The organism is Aeromonas sp. QDB23 (assembly GCF_027707745.1).
GTDB classification, from domain to species: Bacteria; Pseudomonadota; Gammaproteobacteria; order Enterobacterales; family Aeromonadaceae; genus Aeromonas; species Aeromonas allosaccharophila.
In genome coordinates this window covers 21,170-38,786 of the sequence record NZ_JAPCJA010000049.1, presented here as the reverse complement: position 1 = coordinate 38,786, position 17,617 = coordinate 21,170, and the positions used below count along the sequence as shown (strand labels likewise).

Sequence of the window (17,617 nt, the reverse complement as noted above, 5' to 3'; positions counted from 1 at the left end):
AAGCCAAGGCCCCAGAGGTATAGTGTGAAAAAAGCCAATAAAAACAATGCCAGTCAGGCTTAACTGACTGGCATTAGGCCACTGGCCCTCTTTTACGTGGGCGCAAACAAGATTTATCAACAGAACAAGGAGAGTGGCATGGTACAAGCAACAGAACCGGGTGGGATGGAGATGAACCCGAGTCGAGAGTGGGACAAGCAGAGTATCTATCTGCGTCTGCAGGATGGCATCCCCATCGCCTTCTGGGTCAAGGGGGAACAGGTCTTTCCCCTCGAACCCGGCGCGGCAGGATCGGAATACCGGGGGCATTTTGGCTGGGGGCAGGCCGATGAGGCGACGATGGCCCTGGCGCAGGCGATTGTCGCCAGGCTGGTTGTGGAGGGATTGATCTCGCCCGAGCGGGCAGTGAGCCGTGCGGTGTACCTTCACGACGAAGTGCTGGTCAAACTACCCGCCGGAGAACATTACGATCTGCATCTTAGCTATCTGAGGCTGTTATTTGGTGAGGATGGCGTACCGCGCCCGTGAGTGATGCGGGCTCCTCATCAGTGCTCTGCGAATACCCCATTCCCCTGGCTTGAGAGCATTTTTCCTGATTGGCACTTTTATTGCTTTAAGCCACTCAGCGTCAATGAATTGTCTGGGGATGGAAAATGGAAATAAGTGCAAGCAGCCTGATGCAAGAGATGCAGGCGCTCAAGATTGAAGCAGGCGCAACGCCGCTGGCACAGCCCGGTCGTCCGGTGACATCCGACTTTGGTCAGCTGCTGCAACAGGCGCTGGGCAACGTCAACGAGCTGCAAGGCGCCGCCAATGATCTGCGCACCCGTTTCGATATGGGCGACAAGTCGGTGGATCTGGCCGAAGTCATGATCGCCGGCCAAAAATCTTCCATCGCCTTTGAAGCCACAGTACAGGTGCGCAACAAGATGGTCGATGCCTACAAGACCATCATGAACATGCCGGTATAAGTGATTACTGAACATCATGAACATGTCAGCAATAAGGACATAAATCGTGGCTACTGACCAAAACGGCGATCTGCTGATAAACGATGAGGGCACCGCCGCCCTCGATGAAAATGAGCAGAAGAGTTCGGCGCTGGGATTCCTGTCCAATACCGATGTACTGCGACAAATCACCCTGATCCTGGGGCTTGCCATCTGTCTGGCCATCGCGGTGTTTATCCTGCTGTGGGGCAAGGAGCCGGACATGCGTCCCCTCGGCACCTACACCACCCAGGAGCTGGTCAAGACCCTCGACTTCCTCGATCAGCAGAAGATCCCCTATGAGGTGGATGGCAAGAGCGTGCTGGTCAACGCCGAAAATTACGCCACTATCCAGCTGGCCCTGACCCGTGCCGGTCTTGCCAATGCCGCCGATACCAGCATCGGTGGTGAAGATATCCTGCTGAAAGACTCCAGTTTCGGGGTCAGCCAGCGGATGGAGGGTGAGCGCCTCAAGCTGAGCCGCGAGCGCCAGCTGGCGAGCGCCATCGAGCAGTTCCAGAATGTGGCCAAGGCCCAGGTGCTGCTGGCTATCCCCAAAGACAACGTTTTCGCCCGCAACGAACGCAAACCCAGTGCCACTGTGGTGCTCAACCTGAAAGGGGCGGCACTGGGGCAGGGAGAGGTGGACTCCATCGTCGACATGGTGGCCTCTGCCGTTCATGGCCTCGAACCGACCCGCGTGACCGTCACCGACCAGAACGGTCGCCTGCTCAACTCCGGCTCGCAAGACCCGGTCTCTGCCCAGACTCGCAAAGAGTTTGCCATGCAGCAGAAGCAGGAGCTGGAGTACAAACAAAAAATTGACGCCATCCTGATCCCGGTGCTGGGGGCCGACAACTATACGGCGGAAGTGGATCTCTCCCTCGACTTCTCCCAGCAGGAGCAGACCCGCAAGACTTACAACCCCGACCTGCCTGCGGTGCGCTCCGAAATGACCATGGAAGAGAACAGCGCCAATGGCAGCAGCGGTGGCGTGCCGGGTGCCCTCTCCAACCAGCCGCCAGCTGCGTCCAACATTCCCGAGCAGGCCACCGGTGGCGATGGTGCTGGGGCGGCTTCTTCCGGCCGTTCCCGCAAAGAGGCGACCCGCAACTTTGAACTGGATACTACCGTCAGCCATACCCGTCGCCAGATGGGGGGCATTCGCCGCATGACCGTCTCGGTCGCGGTAGACTATAAATCAGTGCCCGGTGCCGACGGGGCCGTGACCCGCGAAGCGCGCAGTCAGGCCGAGATCGATACCTTGCGCCGTCTGCTGAGCGGTGGTCTTGGCTTTGATGTGACCCGTGGTGATACCCTTGAGGTGGTCGCCATTCCGTTCAATCGCCCCGAGCTGGAAACGGTTGCCGACTTGCCGATTTATGATCAGCCCTGGTTCTGGCGTGCGGTGCGCATCGCCGCCTCGGTGCTGGTGATCATCGTCTTGATCGTGACGGTGGTTCGTCCCATGCTCAAGCGACTGCTCTATCCGGATGCCAAACCGGAAGGGGAACTGGATTTTGACAACCACACCGTACTGGGTGGCGATGACGAGTTGAGCCTGCTGTCGGCCCAGGTGGAGAACGATCAGGTATTCGGTGTACGCGATGGTCAGCTCAAGCTGCCTGATCTGCACCGTGACGAAGACTTGCTCAAGGCGGTCCGTGCGCTGGTAGCGAACGAACCGGATCTGGCCGCTCAGGTCATTAAAGAATGGGTAACGAACAAAGATGCCTGAAGAAAAGAAGAGCCAGGTTACCGGCAATGACATCACCGACAGTCAGCGCCAGATCCTCGACCAGATGTCGGGGATGGAGATGGCTGCGGTGCTGATGCTGAGCCTCAATGAAGAGGATGCCGCCCAGATCTTCCGTCATCTCGAGCCCAAGCAGGTGCAGCGGCTCGGTATGTCGATGGCCTCCATGTCCGACTTCAGTCACGATCGGGTGGCGGCGGTGCACCGTCAATTCATCGACGATATCCAGAAATACACCAACATCGGTATCGGCAGCGAAGACTTCGTGCGCAAGGCGCTGGTGGCGGCCCTTGGCGAGGACAAGGCGAGCAACCTGGTGGACCAGATCATTCTCGGTTCCGGTGCCCGCGGCCTCGACTCCCTCAAGTGGATGGATGCCCGTCAGGTGGCCAGCATCATCCAGAACGAACACCCGCAGATCCAGACCATAGTGCTCTCCTATCTGGAGCCGGAGCAGTCCGCCGAGATCCTGAGCCAGTTCCCGGAGCAGGTGCGCCTCGATCTGGTAATGCGGATCGCCAACCTCGAAGAGGTACAACCGGCGGCACTGCAAGAGTTGAACGACATCATGGAGAAACAGTTCGCCGGTGCGGCCGGTGCCCAGGCAGCCAAGATGGGCGGCCTGAAGGCAGCCGCCAACATCATGAACTACCTGGATACCAACATCGAAGGCCAGCTGATGGACTCCATCCGCGAGTCGGACGAAGAGATGAGCCAGCAAATCCAGGATTTGATGTTCGTGTTCGAAAACCTCATCGATGTGGACGACCGCGGCATCCAGACCATGTTGCGGGAAGTGCCGGGGGATCTGCTGCAGCGCGCCCTCAAGGGCTCCGACGATCAGATGCGCGAGAAGATCTTCAAGAACATGTCCAAACGGGCGGCCGAAATGCTGGCGGACGATCTGGAGGCCATGGGGCCGATCCGGGTCTCCGAAGTGGAAGCCGCCCAGAAAGAGATCCTCTCCATCGCCCGCCGTCTGGCGGATGCCGGCGAGATCATGCTGGGTGCCGGTGGTGGCGAGGAGTTCCTCTAAGCCATGGCCCATAAACAGAATCGCGATGCCAAACCCGCATCAGGCTATGGCGAGGAGCCGCGCAAAGCATGAACAACAAACTGCGTGGTTATGTGCGCCCCGACGGCGATGATGCCCGGGTAGAGACCTGGGGCTGGCCCGAGATGGCCGTCGAGGTAGAGGCGGGGGCTCCTACCAATGCTCTTGGCCTTGCCCCTGACTGGTATCAGCAGGAAGAGGAGGTGGTGGAGCCGGAGCCCGAACAGGAGCCGACCCCCAGCATCACCGCCGAAGAGCTTGAAGCGATCCGTCAGGCCGCCTGGGAAGAGGGGATGGCTGAGGGGCGCGAGTCCGGTTATGCCAAGGGGATGGAAGAGGGCAAGCTGGAAGGATTGCAACAGGGCCACTCTGCCGGTCTCGAACAGGGGCGCGAGGAGGGGCTGGCCATGGGCCGCGAGCTGGTGGAGCAGGAGATCGCCCACTGGCAGGGGCTCGCCGCCCGCCTTGCCAATCCGCTTAATGAGCTGGATCAGGCGGTGGAGCAGCAGCTGGTCTCGCTGGTGATGCAACTGGCCCGCGCGCTCATTCGTCACGAAGCTGAGACCTCCCCCCGCATTCTGCTGGAGGCGCTTAAAGAGGGGCTGGCGTTGCTGCCTGCCGCCGAGCAGGGGGTGACCCTGATGCTGCATCCCGATGATATCGCACGCATCGAGCAGGCATTCGGCACCGAAGAGTGCGCCAAGCGCCACTGGCGATTGCAGAGCGATCCCACCCTCTCCCCCGGCGATCTGCAACTGGCCACCGAGCTCTCCAGCATCGATTTGACCCTCTCCGGGCGCATCGATCAGCTGCTGCGCAACTTCTTGCGGGACAATGCGTCGCAGAACCCGGCTTCGCCGGACGCACGCTCATAACCGATGCCGGACGTTGCTGTCCGGCTGCACTTTTTAGCTTCCAGGAGGCCAGATGAGCGGCTCGCTACTGAACCGGTTGCAAGGGTACAAGGTACGCGACAGCGCCCCCAAACCGCCGGTTGCCGGCAAATTGACCCGGGTGGTGGGGCTGACCCTCGAAGCTATCGGCTGCCGCGCCGCCATCGGTGCGCTCTGCCGCATCGATACCCAGGACGGCATGCTGGAAGCAGAAGTGGTGGGCTTCTCCGGCGATCGCCTGTTTCTGATGCCGAGCGAACAGCTCAAGGGGGTGATCCCCGGTGCCCGGGTGGTGCCCATCACCGAAGAGCACGGCATTCCGGTTGGCATGAACCTGCTTGGTCGGGTCATCGACGGTATTGGTCAGCCACTCGATGGCCTCGGCCCCATTCTCTCCTCCCAGACCGTGCAATTTGCCCAGCACCGCATTAACCCGCTCTCTCGCCGCCCGATCCATCAGCCGATGGATGTGGGGGTACGCGCCATTAACGCCGTGCTGACGGTCGGTCAGGGCCAGCGGATGGGGCTGTTTGCCGGTTCCGGTGTTGGTAAATCTGTGCTGCTTGGCATGATGACTCGCGGCTCGGTGGCAGATGTGGTGGTGGTTGGCCTCATCGGTGAACGGGGTCGGGAAGTAAAAGAGTTTATCGAAGACATTCTGGGAGAGGAGGGGCGTGCCCGCTCCGTGGTGGTGGCGGCGCCAGCCGATGCCTCGCCGCTGATGCGGCTCAAGGGGTGTGAAACGGCACTGGCCATCGCCGAGTATTTCCGCGATCAGGGGCTCAACGTGCTGCTCTTGATGGATTCACTGACCCGTTATGCCCAGGCACAGCGTGAAATCGCGCTGGCGGTGGGCGAGCCGCCTGCGACCAAGGGCTATCCACCCTCGGTTTTTGCCAAATTACCGGCGCTGGTGGAGCGGGCGGGTAACGGCAGTGACGGCCAGGGCTCCATCACCGCCTTCTTCACCGTACTGACCGAGGGGGATGACCTGCAAGATCCCATCGCCGATGCGGCGCGGGCCATTCTCGATGGTCATATCGTGCTGTCGCGCGAGCTGGCCGATGCGGGTCACTATCCAGCCATCGACATCGAGAAGTCCATCAGCCGGGTCATGCCCATGGTCACTTCGCCGGAACACATGGATCTGGCGCGCACCCTCAAACAGTTCTACTCCCTCTATCAGCAGAACCGGGATCTCATCACCATCGGCGCCTACAGTCAGGGCTCCGATCCGCGCATCGACCGCGCCATCATTCAAAAACCCTATCTGGATCAGTTCTTGCAGCAGGGGATGCGCGAGGTCATTCACTACGATGATGGCCTGCAAGCCTTGCAGATGGTGGCGATGCCATTGATGCGCTGATGATGGTCGGTAACAGAGAGGTCGACGATGAGTAGAGGGCTGGTATTGTTGGCCGAGCGGTTGGTGGAGGCGGAGCAACAGTGTGCGCTGGCGCTGGTGAAGGCGCAGCAGGATCTCAAGCTGTTCATGGATCAGCAAAATGCCCTCAACCAGTACCGCCAGATCTATCACCAGCAGTGGACCGATCGCGGCCTGCAGGGGATTTCGCCCCAGCAAAACAGCCAGTATCACGCCTTTATCAACAAGCTCGAACAGGCGGCGACCCAGCAGTACGAAGGGGTGCTGCAGGTGCGTCAGGCGCTGGAACTGCGCCGTGAAGAGTGGCTGGCGGCCCAGCAGCGGCGCAAGGCGGTGGAGCTGCTGCTGGAGAAGCAGGCGAGCCGCGAGCAGCAGAAAGCCCAGCGTCAGGAGCAGAAGATGCTGGATGAGTACGCCATGTTGCGGCGCTTTCATCAATCTGGCCTGTAACTTGCTTTGATCTGGACATTGTCGGTGGCCATCTCTTTGGGGGCCACCAGAATTCAGGGATCCCATCATGATGCAGACACTGTTGACACAAACGCCTTCGGCTCCGGCCAACGGGTTGGACAAAGCGCCTCTGAGCGGTTCCGTCGAGAGCAAAAGCATCGATGGGGGAGCAGGCAGTGACAGCAAGGGGGATTTCGCCACCCTGATTGCCAAGGCCCAGAACAGCGAACAGGGCGCCGCCGAGGCCAGTCAGGGCGATAACAATGTCCGATCAGCCAAATCTTTGGCGACCGAGAGCGCCTCTCCCAACGAGGAGGCCAGCAAGGAGCAGGATCCTGACACCGACGGTAAGGTTGAAGAGGTTCCCGCCACCGACTTTCTGCTGCGTCTGCAAGACTCCCTCAAGCTCGATACCTCGCTAGTGACTCCCCAGCTGGCTTTAGTGGCCCAACAGAGCGCCACTGCGGTAGACGGCAATCCGTTGCCGCAAGAGGGTGAGCAGCAGGGCATTGCGCTTGATGAAAGCGAGCCAGCCCCTGCCGCAGCCAGGGTCGCCCGCCAGCTTGCCGGTCAGACCGGGGCGCAATCGCCGCTGGCCACGACCGCCCAATCGACTCCTGAAACCACCGTATCGCCCTCTGCGGCGCGAGTGGTGGTGCAGGGCGACGCATCCTCCGCCGTTCTCTCCCCCGCGGCCCTCTCCTCTGAGGGGGAAGATGCTGCTCCCCCACCGGATGAACAGTCCGGGGAGAAAGCCTCTGCCAAGGGAGAAACCCCCGCGGATGGCAAGCACACCAAGCCCCTCACGGGGGCAGAGCGGATGGCCCAGCTGGCCAAGGTGCTGCCGGTCGATGAGTCGGCCAGTACTACCAAACCCGCTGAAACACTCGCAGCGAAAGAGGGGGGCGACAGCAAATCCGACCCCGCAGCCAGCAGCGCCGTGACCAGCAAGGGACAGACTGTGCAAGCCGCGACTCAGGGGGCTGCGCTCAAGGCATTCAGCGAGGGGCTCAAGCAACCTGATGCGGGCACCGTAACCACTGCCACCACCGCAGAGAGCAGTGGTGCGACTGGCAAGGGGGCAGAAAAGAGTGCCGCCGAGGGAAGCCAGCCGCCAGCCACAGCCGCCAATCAAGGTTCGGCGCAGGTGACGACGGCGCAAAGCGCCGCAGCCCAGAGCAGCGTGACGCCAAATACTACGACTCAGACCGATAACGCCGCCGCCCCCGTGATGGTGGCGCCGCAGCAGATGTTGGCGCAGGCCGAATCTCAGGGGCCGCAAGCGCCGCTGTCGAGTATTTCTGCCGGTATCAAGCAGATGGACGTGACGGGTACCGACGAGGTGCGCAAGGCGGTGCAGTTGGAGGTAAAACCGAAGGCCGGTGAGGCGGAGAAGAGTCTTGTGGCTACGACATCGAGCAGCGAGAGCAGCCAGAGCCAGACCGTACAGCATGGCCAGAACAGCCAGCCCCAGCCCCAGGTGGCCGACAGCCGGGCGCCCGCCGCTGAGGGTACGTTGCGCCGTGAACCGCAGAATTTACCCCATTTGAAACTGGCCAGTCAGGAAGCTCCTGCCGAATTGCACCAGAAGGTCAACGTGATGCTGGCCGAAAAACTGCAACAGGCGGAAATTCAGCTCGACCCCCTCGGCCTTGGCAAGATGAAGATCCAGATCCAGATTGGAGCCGACAGCCAGGCCAACGTCCATTTCGTGGTACAACATGGACAGACCCGCGAGATGCTGGAGCAGGCGATGCCCCGGCTGCGTGACATGCTGGCAGGGCAGGGGATCCAGCTTGGTCAGACGCAGGTTCAACAGCAGTCGCAACAACAGCAACAACAGGGTCAGCCCACCTTTAACGGGCAGGGGCAGCAGGGTCAGAGTGGCGGTCAGTCACATGCCGGTAACGGGCTGGTTGAGGGGGAACCCACCACTGCCAACCTCAGTTTGCTGGTGGAATCGACAAACGGTTCCGGAATTGATTTCTATGCTTGATGCAATCCCGAGTAAGTTTATGATATCGAACAAGTTTGAGACTAGGGTGGACAAGGGATGGCTGACGATAACGAGTTGACGCTAAAAGACCCGGCCGCGGGCAAGAAAAAGAAGCTGATCATTATCATTGCCCTGGCGGTTATTTTGCTGGGCGGTGGTGGTGCTGGCGCCTTCCTGATGCTCTCCGGTTCGGAAAAACCGCCCGCTGAAGCGGCGGAGGGCGCAGAGGGCAAGCCCAAGGTGGAAGCGCCTCAACCCTCCCTCTATGTCGGGATGCCACGGCCCTTTGTCTTTAACGTCGCGGGTGCCCAGCGGGATCGACTGGTGCAGATCAAGATCCAGCTGATGGTGCGCGGTGCTGCCGACGAGACGCTGGCCAAACAGAATATTCCCCTGATTGAAGGCACTTTGCTGCGGGTATTCAGTGCAGCCAGTGCCGAACAGCTGATGACCTTCGAAGGTAAAGAGAAGCTGCGCAAGGATTCACTGGAAGAGTGCCGTCGGGTGCTCAAGGACCTGGTCTCTTCCCCCGTTATCGAACAAGTGCTGTTTACCGGCTTTGTGATGCAGTAGGTGGAAGCGTGAGCGATCTGTTAAGTCAGGACGAAATTGATGCCCTCTTGCACGGTGTCGATGATGTCGAAGAGGAAGAGATAGGCTCGGCGGGGGATCCCGGCGTTGCCCAGTTTGACTTCTCCTCCCAGGACCGCATCGTCCGTGGTCGCATGCCGACGCTGGAGCTGGTGAACGAACGTTTCGCTCGCCACATGCGGATCAGCTTGTTCAACATGATGCGTCGCACCGCCGAGGTCTCCATCAACGGCGTGCAGATGCTCAAATTTGGCGAGTATGTCCATACCCTGTTTGTACCGACCAGTCTCAACATGGTGCGCTTCCGCCCGCTTAAGGGGACGGCGCTCATCACCATGGAGGCCCGGCTGGTCTTCATCCTGGTGGAGAACTTCTTCGGTGGCGATGGCCGTTATCACGCCAAGATTGAAGGGCGCGAGTTCACCCCGACCGAGCGGCGGATCATCCAGATGCTGCTCAAACTGGTGTTCGAGGATTACAAGGATGCCTGGGCGCCGGTGATGGATGTGGGCTTCGAGTATCTCGACTCGGAAGTGAACCCGGCGATGGCCAACATCGTCAGCCCGACTGAGGTGATCGTGGTCAGCTCGTTCCACATTGAGCTCGATGGCGGTGGCGGCGACTTCCACGTGGCGATGCCCTACTCCATGCTGGAGCCGATCCGCGAACTGCTGGATGCCGGTGTGCAGAGTGACAAGGGTGATACCGACGTGCGCTGGAGCAAGGCGCTGCGTGACGAAATCATGGACGTCAAGGTAGAGCTGCGCGCCAAGCTGCTGGAGACCGAACTTACCCTGCGTGAACTGATGGAGCTGCGACCCGGCGATATCATCCCGGTCGAGATGCCGGAAAATCTGCTGGTCTATGTGGAAGATTTGCCCACCTTCCATGCCAAGATGGGCCGCACCAAGGACAATGTGGCGCTCAAGATCACCGACAAACTCAAGCGCCCGGAAGGGGTCAAGACAGAGATGCATCTGGTGACCCGGGGCGGGGTACGAATTGATGGCGAGGCCGAGCTGGAAGAGCTCGAGCGCAGCATAGAAGATCAACAGCGATAATCGACGGTTTATTGCGGTAAACGGTCACGAAGTAGCATAAGGAAACAAGATGAGCGGAACTGAGGAAGAGGATTTGATGGCTGATGCCTGGGCTGCGGCGCTGGAAGAGCAGGTGATTGCTGAAGCCAAGCCAGCCCCGCTTGAGGAGCTGACCGACGATGCCCCCATCAGTGCCGAGGAGCGGCGCAAGCTCGACACCATTCTCGATATCCCGGTCACCATCGCCATGGAAGTGGGTCGCAGCCAGATCAGCATCCGCAACCTGCTGCAGCTGAACCAGGGTTCGGTGGTGGAGCTGGATCGCGTTGCAGGCGAGCCGCTGGACGTATTGGTCAACGGTACCCTGATCGCTCACGGCGAGGTGGTGGTGGTGAACGACAAGTTCGGTATTCGTCTGACCGATGTTATCAGCCAGATTGAACGGATCAAGAAGCTCAAATGACGCGCCTCCTGTTGTTATTGCTGCCTGTTCCGGCCTTTGCCGAGACAGTGGCATCCGCCAGTGCGCCCACTCTGAGCTCCTGGTTGCTCTCCAGTCTGATGGTGATCGGCCTCATTCTGGTGCTGGGCTTTCTGCTCAAGAAGAGCAAGCTGGCGACCGCCATGGGTGGCGGCCAGATGCGGGTCATCGCCTCGTTGCCGGTGGGGTACAAAGAGAAGCTGCTGGTGGTCAAGGTAGGGGAACAGCAGTTGCTGGTCGGCGTAACGCCGCAGCAGGTCAACTTCCTCTATCGACTGGAACAGCCGTTGGATGAAAATCAGCCGCAGGCGTTTTCACAGCAGCTTGGCAAATTGATGGGCAAGCATGAAAAAAGCTAACGGCTTAATGCTGAAAACAGGGCTGCTGGTCGGCCTGCTGATCCCCCTGTTCTGCTCTTGGCCCGCGCTGGCACAGGACGCCATGTCGGCGGTGACCGTCAAGACCATGGGGGATGGCTCTCAGGAGTACAGCCTGACCCTGCAAGTGCTGGCGCTGATGACTGCGCTCTCCTTCTTGCCGGCCATGGTGATCATGATGACCTCGTTTACCCGCATCATAGTGGTGCTGGGTATCTTGCGTCAGGCGATCGGTCTGCAACAGAGCCCCTCCAACCAGGTGTTGATCGGCATAGCCCTGTTTATGTCGTTCTTCATCATGTCGCCGGTGCTGGATCGCATCAATGATGAGGCACTGCAGCCCTATCTGGCCGAAACCATTCAGGCAAAAGAGGCGCTGGAGCGGGCCGAGTTGCCCATCCACCAGTTCATGTTGGCCCAGACCCGTATCAAGGATCTCAACACCTTTATGGAGATCGCCAACGTACAGGTGGAGAAACCGGCCGATGTGCCGTTGCGGGTGCTGATCCCGGCCTTTGTCACCAGCGAGCTGAAAACCGCCTTCCAGATTGGTTTTATGCTGTTCTTGCCGTTCCTGGTCATCGATCTGGTGGTCGCCAGTATCCTGATGGCGATGGGGATGATGATGCTCTCGCCGATGATCGTCTCGCTGCCCTTCAAGCTGATGCTGTTTGTGATGGTGGATGGCTGGAACCTCATTCTGGGGTCGCTGGCCAACAGTTTCGGACTGGGTGCCGGTTAACCGGTCGAGCGCAAGGAGCCCGAACATGAGTCCTGAAACCTTTGTCGACGTCTTTCGCGAGGCGCTCTGGCTGGTGACCATCATGGTGTGCGCCGTGATCCTGCCCAGCCTGATGATTGGCTTGGTCGTTGCCATCTTTCAGGCCGCGACCTCCATCAACGAACAGACCCTGAGCTTTCTGCCCCGTCTCATCGTGACGCTGTTTGCGCTGGGGGCGGGCGCTCACTGGGGCTTGCAGAGTCTGATGGACTTCTTCGTGCTGATGGTCAACCAAATCCCCGAGGTGGTGGGATGACCTATACAACCGCTCTGATCATGGAGTGGTTGTCTTCCATCCTTTGGCCGCTGGCGCGGGTGAGCAGTCTGCTGATGGTGATGGCGGTGTTTGGCAGCCGCCTCGCTCCTGCGCGGGTACGGATGGGGCTGGCTTTGGCCATCACCTTTCTGATCGCCCCGTTGCTTCCGAAAATGCCCCCTATCGAGCTCTTCTCTGCTGGCAGTTTTCTGGTATTGGGCCAGCAGCTGCTGATCGGGATTGCCCTTGGTCTGATGACCCAGTTTCTGATGGAGAGCTTCGTGATGGCCGGTCAGGTCATCGCCATGCAAACCAGCCTCGGCTTTGCCACTCTGGTGGACCCGATGAATGGCCAGTCGGCCCCCGTAGTGGGCCAGTTCTATCTGATGCTGGCGACCCTGGTGTTTCTGGCGCTGGATGGTCATCTGGTGATGCTGCGGCTGGTGATCCTCAGTTTTGAGACCTTGCCGGTGTCGGACAGCGGACTCACCTTGCCCGCCATCCGCACCCTGATCGGTTTTCTCGGCGTGATGTATCAGGCCTCACTGGTGATGGCCCTTTCTGCCATCGTCGCCCTGCTGCTGATCAACTTCGCCTTTGGCGTCATGACCCGGGCGGCGCCGCAGCTCAATATTTTCAGTATCGGTTTTGCGGTCAGCATGATGTCGGGTCTGCTCATCCTCTGGCTCACTATCGGCGGGTTCCTCGGCCACTTCGACATGATGTGGGAGCGGGTGCAGGAGGTCAGCTGCGAGCTGATCAACACCCAGTGCTTCGGGGGCGCTCATGGCTGATACCGACCAGGAACGTACCGAACAACCCACGGGCAAACGACTGCAACAGGCCCGTGAAAAAGGGCAGATTGCACGTTCAAAAGAGTTGGGGACCGCCAGCGTTCTGCTCTCGGCGGTATTTGGCCTGCTGATGCTCAAGGGCTCGCTGGCGACCGCCATGATCAAGGTTGTCACCATGGGCTTTACCCTGGACAGGGAACAGGCTTTCGATCCCAATGCCATGATCGCCATGCTGCCGGCGCTGCTGGGGGAACTGGTGCTTCCGCTGGGGCTGTTGTTCGCGCTGGTGGCGATTGCCGCCTTTATCGGCAACACCCTGATGGGGGGGATGAACTTCTCCACCGAAGCCATGATGCCCAAGATGAGCAAGTTGAGTCCGCTCAGTGGCCTCAAACGGATGTTCGGGGTGCAGTCGCTGATCGAGCTGGTCAAATCCATCGCCAAGGTGGTGTTTATCACTCTGTTTGCCTGGTGGATGTTATCCAGCCAGTTCAATCACCTGCTCAACCTCTCCATGGAGGGATTTCCCGGCGGCATTATCGATGCGCTGGAGCTGTTTCTCTGGATGTTGATCATCCTCTGCTGCGCCCTGCTTCCCATCGTGGCCATCGATGTGCCGTTCCAGCAGTGGAACCACATGCGTCAGCTCAAGATGACCAAGCAGGAGGTGAAGGACGAGTTCAGGGACAGCGAAGGCAAGCCCGAGGTAAAAGGCAAGATCCGCCAGTTGCAGATGCAGATGGCGATGCGCCGGATGATGGGCGATGTGCCCAAGGCCGATGTGGTGATCACCAACCCGACCCACTACTCGGTGGCGCTCAAGTATGATGCGGGCAAACCCGGTGCCGCGCCCAAGGTCGTGGCCAAGGGCACCGATGAAATTGCAATGAAGATCAGGGAGATAGCCAGAGAGTACGAGATCCCGATCATGCCGTCACCGGCCTTGACCCGGGCTATCTTCCATTCAACCGAGCTGGGCCACGAGATCCCGGAAGGGCTGTTTGCGGCAGTTGCCCAGGTGCTTGCTTATGTCTTCCAGCTCAAGAAATTCCGCCGTGGTCAGGGGCGTCGTCCCCAGCCGCTGGCCAAGGATCTCCCCATCCCGACCGAATATCGCAAATGACAAAGTTCTGACGTAGTCAAAATAAATCCATTGTATTTCAATATCTTGCATTGTTGGCTTGATGTTTGCTTTAATCTGGCACCAGCAGGTTGAAATTGAGAAGCGCGATGGAATTCAAGGCAGTATTGGGCCAGTTCAAAGAGTACCGTGGAGTATTGGGCAAAGGCCTTGGTACCCCTCTGCTGGTATTGGCTGCGCTCGGCATGGTGGTGTTGCCCATCCCGCCGTTGATGCTGGATGTGCTCTTCTCCTTCAACATTGCCCTCTCCATCGTGATACTGCTGGTGGCCGTCTATACCCGGCGCCCCCTCGAATTTGCTGCCTTCCCGACCGTACTGTTGCTCGCTACCTTGCTGCGATTGGCGTTGAACGTCGCTTCGACCCGGGTGGTGTTGCTGGAAGGCCATAATGGTACTGCCGCTGCGGGCCATGTGATCGAGGCGTTCGGCAACGTGGTGATCGGCGGCAACTATGCGGTCGGCATCATCGTTTTTACCATCCTGATGATCATCAACTTTGTGGTGATCACCAAGGGTGCCGGGCGGATCGCGGAAGTGAGTGCCCGTTTTACCCTTGATGCGATGCCGGGCAAACAGATGGCTATCGATGCCGATTTGAACGCCGGCCTCATCAATCAGGAAGAGGCGAAGAAGCGTCGCCAGGATGTGACCCAGGAAGCCGACTTTTACGGCTCCATGGACGGTGCCTCAAAGTTTGTCAAAGGGGATGCTATCGCGGGCATCATGATCCTCTTTATCAACATCATTGGTGGCTTCATCATCGGGATGATGCAGCACCAGCTGACCTTCAGCGAGTCTGCCGAAATCTATACCCTGCTGGCCATCGGTGACGGTCTGGTGGCGCAGATCCCCTCCCTGCTGCTCTCCATCGCCGCCGCCATCATAGTGACCCGTCAGAATACCGATCAGGACATGGGGACTGCGGTACTGGGTCAGCTGTTTGATAATCCCAAGGCGCTGATCATCTCTGCCGGCATTCTGCTGATGATGGGGCTGGTGCCGGGGATGCCGCATTTTGCCTTCCTGAGTTTGGGGGCTCTCTCGGCCGCCGGAGCCTGGTGGCTGCTGCGCCGCGAGAAACTGGCGGCCGCCAAAGCGGCCAAGGGCGAGCTGTTGCCTGCCACTGCCGAACAGCCTCATGAGCAGAAAGAGCTGAGTTGGGACGATGTGATGCCGGTGGACATCATCGGGCTTGAAGTAGGCTATCAGCTGATCCCGCTGGTAGATCGCAATCAGGGTGGTGAGCTGCTCAACCGGATCAAAGGGGTACGCAAGAAACTCTCGCAAGAGCTGGGCTTCCTGGTCCCGGCCGTGCACATTCGCGACAATCTGGATCTGGCGCCAAACCAATATCGCATCACCTTGATGGGGGTCAGTACCGGCGAGGCCAATGTCTACCATGATAAAGAGATGGCTATCAATCCGGGGCAGGTATTTGGCCAGATCCAGGGGATAGCCACCCGCGATCCCGCCTTCGGGCTGGAAGCGGTCTGGGTTGCCAAGGAGATGGTCTCTCAGGCACAGACACTGGGTTATACGGTGGTGGATACCGCGACCGTGGTGGCTACCCATCTGAGCCAGATCCTGACCAACCATGCTGCACTGTTGCTGGGTCATGACGAGGTACAACAGCTGCTGGACATGATTGGCAAACATCAGAGCAAGCTGGTCGAAGGGCTGGTGCCGGAAGTGATCAGCATGGGTAACCTGGTGAAGGTATTGCAGAATTTGCTCAATGAAGGCGTGCCAATCCGCGATATGCGCACTATCCTGCAGACCCTGGTTGAATACGCGCCGCGCAGTCCGGATCCGGAAGTGCTCACCGCCGCTTGCCGGATTGCCCTGCGTCGCCTGATTGTGCAGGAGATTGCAGGCCCGGATCCGGAGTTGCCGGTGATTACCTTGGCGCCGGAATTGGAACGTATATTGCATCAATCCCTGCAGGCAGGTGGCGGTGATGGTGCCGGTATTGAACCGGGCTTGGCGGAGCGGATGCAGCGCTCACTGGTGGAGGCCACACAGCGGCAAGAGTTGGAAGGTCAACCTGCCGTGCTGCTGACATCGGGGATCTTGCGCAATACCCTGGCCAAGTTTGTGAAGAATGCCATTCCTGGATTGCGCGTTCTGTCTTATCAGGAAGTGCCCGACGATAAGCAGATTCGCATCGTCAGTGCGGTGGGGCAGAACTAGTTAGCGGAGACGACGGGTGAAGATTAAGCGGTTTTTTGCCAAGGACATGCGAACGGCTCTGGCCGAGGTCAAGGAGACTCTCGGGCCTGACGCCGTCATCATGTCCAACAAAAAAGTCACCGGAGGGGTAGAGATAGTCGCCGCAGTCGATTATCAATCCCAGGTTCCGGGGCCCAAAGATGCGCCGGTTCGCCGTCAGCTGAACGATGAGAGCGTCAATATTTCGTCTGCCGCACGGCAGATGATCCGCCCCGAGCCGACGCCGGCGAAGGAGCAGAACGAACATTATGCCGATACCCTGGCCGCCTTGCTGGCACGCCAGCAGAAGCTCAAGCCGGGCAATGCGGCGCCAATGGGCAACACCCAATCGGCCGGTCTGGCTGCTGCCAATGCAGCGCCCAGAACCTTGGCCGAGCAGGGGCAGTGGGGCGCAGCCCCGGAACCTGCCAAGCCCAAGGCCCGGGTTGCCTCCGGTCAGCGTGCTCCTCAACCTGCCCAGCGGGATCAGGAGATGGAGGGGATGCGCAAGGAGATGGCCAGCATCCGCAAATTGCTGGAGCACCAGATCTCCGGTCTGATGTGGCAAGAGGTGGAGCGCCGCGAACCGATGCGGGCCCTGCTGATCAAAGAGCTCAAGAAGTTGGGCTTTGACGATGCGTTTGCCGATCAACTGGCGGGACTGATCCCCGAAGATATGTCCATCCATCAGGCGATGGCCCAGTTGGCCGAGGTGCTGACGGCCCAGCTCAAGATCAGCGAAGACGAGATTTTGCGTCAGGGCGGCGCGGTTGCGCTGCTTGGTCCGACCGGGGTGGGCAAAACCACCACCATCGCCAAGCTCGCGGCCCGTTTCGCCATGAAGTATGGCGCCGAGCAGGTGGCGCTGATCACCACCGACAACTACCGGATCGGTGCCCATGAGCAGCTACAGACCTATGGCCGCATCATGGGGTGCCCGGTACGCCAGGTGCGTGATGCCGAAGAGTTGGCCAATGCGCTTTATCAGTTCCGCCATCGTCGGCTGGTACTTATCGATACGGCCGGGGTGGGTCAGCGGGATATCCGCCTGACCGAGCAGCTCGATACCCTGGTCAAAAATGCCAAGGTGCGGATCCGCAGTTATCTGGTGATGTCGGCAACCTCCCAGCGTCGGGTGATGCAGGAGGCGGTAGACCATTTCCGGCGTATTCCATTAAGCGGCTGCATACTTACCAAATTGGATGAAAGTCTGAATCTGGGCGAAGTGATTAACGTGTGTATCCAGAATGCCTTGCCCATCAGCTATATCACTGACGGACAAAGGGTTCCGGAAGATATTCAGGTTGCCAATGCGGCGCAGCTCGTCGGAGCGGCCATGGGCTCGCTGGAGCGAGAAACAGATGAGCCCTATTTCTGGGGCGCAGGCTTTGGCGAGGCCGAAGATTCGGAGTTTTATGAGTAAC

Annotated in this window: 18 protein-coding genes; all 18 read left to right on the top strand. The window is 59.5% G+C overall.

The window, feature by feature from the left end:
- Positions 1-138: 138 nt before the first annotated feature.
- The 18 genes from PG888_RS18055 to flhF all read left to right on the top strand — a co-directional run bounded on the left by PG888_RS18055 (position 139) and on the right by flhF (position 17,616).
- A complete protein-coding gene (locus tag PG888_RS18055; RefSeq protein ID WP_182937963.1) occupies positions 139-528 on the top strand; it encodes a hypothetical protein in 390 nt (129 codons plus the stop codon).
- 125 nt (positions 529-653) lie between these two features.
- Positions 654-971, top strand: coding sequence for a flagellar hook-basal body complex protein FliE (gene fliE, locus PG888_RS18050; protein ID WP_033135920.1), 318 nt, complete (start codon positions 654-656; stop codon positions 969-971).
- Positions 972-1,017: 46 nt separating this feature from the next.
- Complete coding sequence (gene fliF / locus PG888_RS18045) at positions 1,018-2,727, top strand: flagellar basal-body MS-ring/collar protein FliF (protein WP_042060553.1); 1,710 nt, start codon at positions 1,018-1,020, stop codon at positions 2,725-2,727.
- Positions 2,720-3,781, top strand: coding sequence for a flagellar motor switch protein FliG (gene fliG / locus PG888_RS18040; protein ID WP_005334749.1), 1,062 nt, complete (start codon positions 2,720-2,722; stop codon positions 3,779-3,781). Before fliF ends, fliG begins: the two co-directional genes overlap by 8 nt.
- A 68-nt stretch (positions 3,782-3,849) precedes the next feature.
- On the top strand, positions 3,850-4,674 hold the full coding sequence (gene fliH / locus PG888_RS18035) for a flagellar assembly protein FliH (protein WP_182937962.1): 825 nt from the start codon (positions 3,850-3,852) through the stop codon (positions 4,672-4,674).
- A 52-nt stretch (positions 4,675-4,726) separates the two neighbouring features.
- Positions 4,727-6,058, top strand: coding sequence for a flagellar protein export ATPase FliI (gene fliI, locus PG888_RS18030; RefSeq protein ID WP_042060547.1), 1,332 nt, complete (start codon positions 4,727-4,729; stop codon positions 6,056-6,058).
- 27 nt (positions 6,059-6,085) lie between these two features.
- Positions 6,086-6,526, top strand: coding sequence for a flagellar export protein FliJ (gene fliJ / locus PG888_RS18025; RefSeq protein WP_042060546.1), 441 nt, complete (start codon positions 6,086-6,088; stop codon positions 6,524-6,526).
- A 67-nt stretch (positions 6,527-6,593) separates the two neighbouring features.
- Positions 6,594-8,522, top strand: a complete 1,929-nt coding sequence (locus PG888_RS18020; RefSeq protein WP_182937961.1) for a flagellar hook-length control protein FliK — start codon at positions 6,594-6,596, stop codon at positions 8,520-8,522.
- A 57-nt stretch (positions 8,523-8,579) separates the two neighbouring features.
- Positions 8,580-9,095 (top strand): flagellar basal body-associated protein FliL, encoded by a 516-nt coding sequence (gene fliL, locus PG888_RS18015; RefSeq protein WP_075111974.1) that lies wholly within the window; start codon positions 8,580-8,582, stop codon positions 9,093-9,095.
- An 8-nt stretch (positions 9,096-9,103) separates the two neighbouring features.
- A complete protein-coding gene (gene fliM / locus PG888_RS18010; protein ID WP_042658705.1) occupies positions 9,104-10,174 on the top strand; it encodes a flagellar motor switch protein FliM in 1,071 nt (356 codons plus the stop codon).
- Between the two features lie 49 nt (positions 10,175-10,223).
- Positions 10,224-10,616 carry a flagellar motor switch protein FliN gene (fliN, locus tag PG888_RS18005; protein ID WP_042011648.1) on the top strand — a complete coding sequence of 131 codons (393 nt, stop codon included), beginning with the start codon at positions 10,224-10,226 and terminating at the stop codon, positions 10,614-10,616.
- Positions 10,613-10,993: a flagellar biosynthetic protein FliO gene (gene fliO / locus PG888_RS18000; RefSeq protein ID WP_182937960.1), complete on the top strand. Its 381-nt coding sequence runs from the start codon at positions 10,613-10,615 to the stop codon at positions 10,991-10,993. The genes fliN and fliO overlap by 4 nt, the downstream gene beginning before the upstream one ends.
- Complete coding sequence (gene fliP / locus PG888_RS17995) at positions 10,980-11,753, top strand: flagellar type III secretion system pore protein FliP (RefSeq protein ID WP_182937959.1); 774 nt, start codon at positions 10,980-10,982, stop codon at positions 11,751-11,753. Before fliO ends, fliP begins: the two co-directional genes overlap by 14 nt.
- 25 nt (positions 11,754-11,778) lie before the next feature.
- The gene (fliQ, locus tag PG888_RS17990; protein WP_042011652.1) at positions 11,779-12,048 is read left to right on the top strand and encodes a flagellar biosynthesis protein FliQ; all 270 of its coding nucleotides are present in this window, start codon (positions 11,779-11,781) and stop codon (positions 12,046-12,048) included.
- A complete protein-coding gene (gene fliR, locus PG888_RS17985; RefSeq protein ID WP_058052841.1) occupies positions 12,045-12,842 on the top strand; it encodes a flagellar biosynthetic protein FliR in 798 nt (265 codons plus the stop codon). The genes fliQ and fliR overlap by 4 nt, the downstream gene beginning before the upstream one ends.
- Positions 12,835-13,965, top strand: coding sequence for a flagellar biosynthesis protein FlhB (flhB, locus tag PG888_RS17980; RefSeq protein WP_182937958.1), 1,131 nt, complete (start codon positions 12,835-12,837; stop codon positions 13,963-13,965). The genes fliR and flhB overlap by 8 nt, the downstream gene beginning before the upstream one ends.
- Before the next feature lie 107 nt (positions 13,966-14,072).
- Positions 14,073-16,175 (top strand): flagellar biosynthesis protein FlhA, encoded by a 2,103-nt coding sequence (flhA, locus tag PG888_RS17975; RefSeq protein WP_139708769.1) that lies wholly within the window; start codon positions 14,073-14,075, stop codon positions 16,173-16,175.
- A 16-nt stretch (positions 16,176-16,191) separates the two neighbouring features.
- On the top strand, positions 16,192-17,616 hold the full coding sequence (flhF, locus tag PG888_RS17970; protein ID WP_111807805.1) for a flagellar biosynthesis protein FlhF: 1,425 nt from the start codon (positions 16,192-16,194) through the stop codon (positions 17,614-17,616).
- Position 17,617: the final 1 nt, after the last annotated feature.